This is a genomic window from Agromyces binzhouensis, assembly GCF_004135055.1.
Classification (GTDB): domain Bacteria; phylum Actinomycetota; class Actinomycetes; order Actinomycetales; family Microbacteriaceae; genus Agromyces; species Agromyces binzhouensis.
On the sequence record NZ_SDPL01000308.1, the window covers coordinates 1 to 3,808 of the forward strand.

Genomic DNA, 3,808 nt, shown 5'->3' on the forward strand with positions numbered 1-3,808 from the left:
CCGCGCTCGCGCTCCCGGCGGCGACGGTCGCCGCGCTCGCCGCGATCGAGTCGCTGCTCTCGGCGCGCGTCGCGGCATCCATCTCGGACACCGGGCCCTACGACGCCGACCGCGAACTCGTCGGCCAGGGGCTCGCCTCGATCGCGTCCGCGCTGTTCGGCGGCATGCCGGCCACGGGCGCGATCGCACGGACCGCCGTGAACGTGCGCACGGGCGGTCGGACGAGGCTCGCGGCGATCGTCCACGCGGTCCTGCTCGCCTCGATCGTCGCGGTCGGAGCGTCCGTCGTCGCGTCGATCCCGCTCGCGGCGCTCGCCGGGGTGCTCATGGTCACGGCGACGCGCATGATCTCGCTCGCGACGGTGCGCTCCGTCGTGGGGTCGACGCGAGCGGATGCGATCGTGTTCGTCGCGACGGCCGTCATCACCGTGAGCGTGGACCTCATCACGGCGGTGCTCGTCGGCATCGCCGTCACGGCCTTCCTCGCGCTCCGGGCGCTCGCCCGATCGAGCGGCGTGCACCGCGAGGAGCTCCCCGGGCCGGCCGAGGCCGGCGACGAGCGGGTCGCACTGTTCCGCCTCGAGGGTGCGCTCTTCTTCGGGGCGGCCGAGCGCATGCTCGAGCGCGTCGGCGCGATGCGCGACGTCGATGTCGTCATCATCCGGATGTCGCAGCTCCAGATCCTCGACGCGACGGGTGCGCAGGTGATCACCGAACTGGTCCAGGCCCTCGAGCGGCGCGGCGTGACCGTCCTGGTGAAGGGCATCCAGGCCCGGCACCTGGAGCTCGCCCGTCGGGTCGGCGTCATCGACTCGCTGCGGCATCGGAACCACCTGTTCGACGAGCTGCCGAGCGCGGTCGCGCATGCGCGCAGCCACGTGCGCCGGGCGTCCGCCGCGATGTGACGGACGGGGGCGGCCCGACGTACGATCGAGGCACGCCGGCCGGGGCGCTCGGGAGGGAGCACCACTGGCCAGCTGGCATCCGATCCTCGCCGCCGACGAGCCCGAACCGGGGCGGTGGCGACTGGTCGACTCGCTCGGGCGCGAGTACGGCCGGGTCGACATCGTGCGCCTCGACGGAGCGGTGCGCTACCGGGCCGAGTTCGACGGCCGGGTGCTCGGTTGGGGCACCACGCTGCGCGGCGCGTGCGAGCGCGTGCACCAGGCCTTCGTGCGCTCGCACGGGCCCGGCGAGTGGCAGGGTTACCCCGACTTCACGCACGCCGAAGGGTGAGGATCGCCCTGCCACGGACATGAGGTTCTGTCGACAGTTCGGATGACTTTCACAGGGAACGGGCACGACTCGTGGAGGAAGGGTGTGCAGACTGGCGACTTCGCCGCGGCGAGCCCCCATTTCCAGCACCGAGACGAGAACCGCGGCGCGCGAGGACAGCACCTCGGGCGCCGCCAGAGACTTCATGCGAAACCAGACCAGTTCCCCCAGCACCACCCTGACCACTTCCGAAGAGACCGTCGACGCCACGCGCGCTCGCGTCCGTCGCACCCGTCGCAACCGTCGCGCCGCGTGGATCGCGTCCGGCGCGATCGTCACCGTCGGCGCGCTCGTCGGCTCCGGCTTCGCCGTCCAGTCGGCGGTCGCCGACCAGGAGCGTCGCGTGGCCGAGACGGCCGCCATCGCCGAAGGCGCCGACCGCGGGATCGACCAGCTCGACGCGGCCGGCGGACTGCTCGCGGCCCACGCCGTGAAGACGGCCGAGGACACGCTCAAGGCCGCCGATGCCACGATCGCCCAGGCGGAGGGCAAGGCGGATGCCTCCGAGCTCGCCTCGACCGTCGCGACCCTCGACGACTACACCTACCTGGCCCCCGAGCGCGTCTTCGAACTCGTCGACCTCACGTCCGAGAAGGTCGACGAGGTGAAGGCGAAGGTCACGGAGTTCGAGAAGAAGGCCGCCGAGAAGGCCGCCGCCGAGAAGGCGGCAGCCGAGAAGGCCGCGGCCGAGAAGGCCGCCGCCGAGGCCGCCCAGCAGGCCGCCGCTCCCGCTGCGCCGTCGTACCCGACCGGTCCGGCGAACCCCAGCGGTGCGCAGGCGATCGCCCGCGACCTCATGGCCTCGATGTACGGCTGGGGCTCCGACCAGTTCGGCTGCCTCGTCGACCTCTGGAACAAGGAGTCGGGCTGGAACGTCTACGCCCAGAACCCCTCGAGCGGCGCGTACGGCATCCCGCAGGCGCTGCCCGGTTCGAAGATGTCGACGGCCGGCGCGGACTGGGCCACGAACGCCGCCACGCAGATCACGTGGGGCCTCGGCTACATCGCGGGCCGGTACGGCTCGCCGTGCGGCGCGTGGTCGCACTCGGTGTCCGTCGGCTGGTACTGATCCAGCGCTCCGGACCGAACGGGTCCGGGTTCATCCGTCGGCCGACGACTCGAACGTCGACAGCCACCGGGTGAGCACCCGCTCGAGCACCGCCTGCTCGTCGGCGTCGATCGCCGCGAGCAGGCGGTGCTCGTTCGCCATGTGGGCGGTCATGACCTCGTCGATGAGTTCGCGACCGGCCGGCGTCAGCGCGATGACGCGACCGCGGCCGTCGACGTCGCTCGCGCGCCGCGTGGCGAGTCCACGAGCGACGAGCCGGTCGACCCGCTTGGTGACCGCACCGCTCGTCACCATCGTGGAGGCCGCGAGGTCGCCCGGCGTCCGTTCGAACGGGTCGCCTGCACGGCGCAGCGTGGCGAGCACGTCGAACTCGCCCTCGGAGAGCTCGAACCGGTCGTAGACGGCGACGAGCTCGTCGGTGAGCGCGTTCGCGAGTCGGTGCAGTCGGCCGATCACCCCCTGCGGCGAGACATCGAGGTCGGGTCGCTCGCGGCGCCATTCGCGCATGATGCGGGCGACGCGGTCGTCCGTGGCATCCGTCGTCATGCGTGCCAGTGTATCTTCCACGGAAGCTATACTGTCTTCCATGGAAACTACTTGGCGCTGGGTGCTCGTCACGGCGATCGCGCCGATCGCGTGGGGGAGCACGTACTGGGTCACGCGGGAATTCCTCCCGCCCGACGCCCCGCTGTGGGGCGCCGTGTTCCGGGCGCTTCCGGCGGGCCTGCTGCTGCTCGCCGTCAGGCCGAGACTGCCCAGGGGCGCGTGGTGGTGGCGGGCCGCCGTCCTCGGCACCCTCAACGTCGGCGTGTTCTTCGCGCTCATCTACCTCGTCGCACAACTGCTGCCGACGAGCCTGGCCTCGACGATCATGGCGACCTCGCCCGCCGCGATGATGCTCCTCGCCTGGCTGTTCGCCGGTGAGCGGCTCCGGCTCGTCCCGCTCGTCGGCGCCGGCCTCGGCATCGTCGGCGTCACGCTCATGCTCGCCGGCGAGGGCGTCGCCCCCGCGCCCGTCGGCATCGCCGCGTCCGTGCTCGCCGTGGCCCTCTCGTCGCTCGGCTACATCCTCGCCAAGCGCTGGCGCGAGGGCACGGACGTCCTCTCGGTCACGTCGTGGCAGCTGCTCGCCGGTGGGCTGCTCCTCGTGCCCGCCGCCCTCGTCGCGGAGGGGGCGCCGCCCGCGACGGACGTCCACGGCGTGCTCGCGTTCGCCTACGTGAGCGTGATCGCGACGGCGGTCGCCTTCGTGGCCTGGTTCGCCGGACTCTCGCGCCTGCCCGCCGGGACGGTCGGCCTGGTGGGGCTGCTCAACCCGGTCGCCGGCGTGCTGCTCGGCGTGCTCGTCGCGGGCGAGCGACTCGGAGGCTGGCAGGTCGCCGGTCTCGCGATCGTGCTCGTCGGCATCGTGTCGGGTCAGCCCGCCGCGCACCGGTCGCTCGCCCGGGTGCGGCAGCGGCTCCG

General features: G+C 72.7%; 5 protein-coding genes. 4 read left to right on the forward strand and 1 reads right to left on the reverse strand.

The window, feature by feature from the left end; genetic code table 11:
• The 3 genes from ESO86_RS13080 to ESO86_RS19780 all read left to right on the forward strand — a co-directional run.
• On the forward strand, positions 1–905 hold a 905-nt coding region (locus ESO86_RS13080; RefSeq protein WP_165307801.1), incomplete at its 5' end, for a SulP family inorganic anion transporter.
• 163 nt (positions 906–1,068) lie between these two features.
• Complete coding sequence (locus tag ESO86_RS19945) at positions 1,069–1,236, forward strand: hypothetical protein (protein ID WP_242492361.1); 168 nt, start codon at positions 1,069–1,071, stop codon at positions 1,234–1,236.
• Positions 1,237–1,420: 184 nt separating this feature from the next.
• Positions 1,421–2,344, forward strand: a complete 924-nt coding sequence (locus tag ESO86_RS19780; protein ID WP_207207127.1) for an aggregation-promoting factor C-terminal-like domain-containing protein — start codon at positions 1,421–1,423, stop codon at positions 2,342–2,344.
• 30 nt (positions 2,345–2,374) lie between these two features.
• Here the strand turns inward: ESO86_RS19780 and ESO86_RS19785 are convergent, their stop codons facing one another.
• Positions 2,375–2,890: a MarR family winged helix-turn-helix transcriptional regulator gene (locus ESO86_RS19785; protein WP_207207128.1), complete on the reverse strand. Its 516-nt coding sequence runs from the start codon at positions 2,888–2,890 to the stop codon at positions 2,375–2,377.
• A 40-nt stretch (positions 2,891–2,930) separates the two neighbouring features.
• On the opposite strand from ESO86_RS19785, the gene ESO86_RS13100 reads away from it, so the two are divergent.
• A partial coding sequence (locus ESO86_RS13100) for a DMT family transporter (protein WP_207207129.1) occupies positions 2,931–3,808 on the forward strand: 878 nt, incomplete at its 3' end.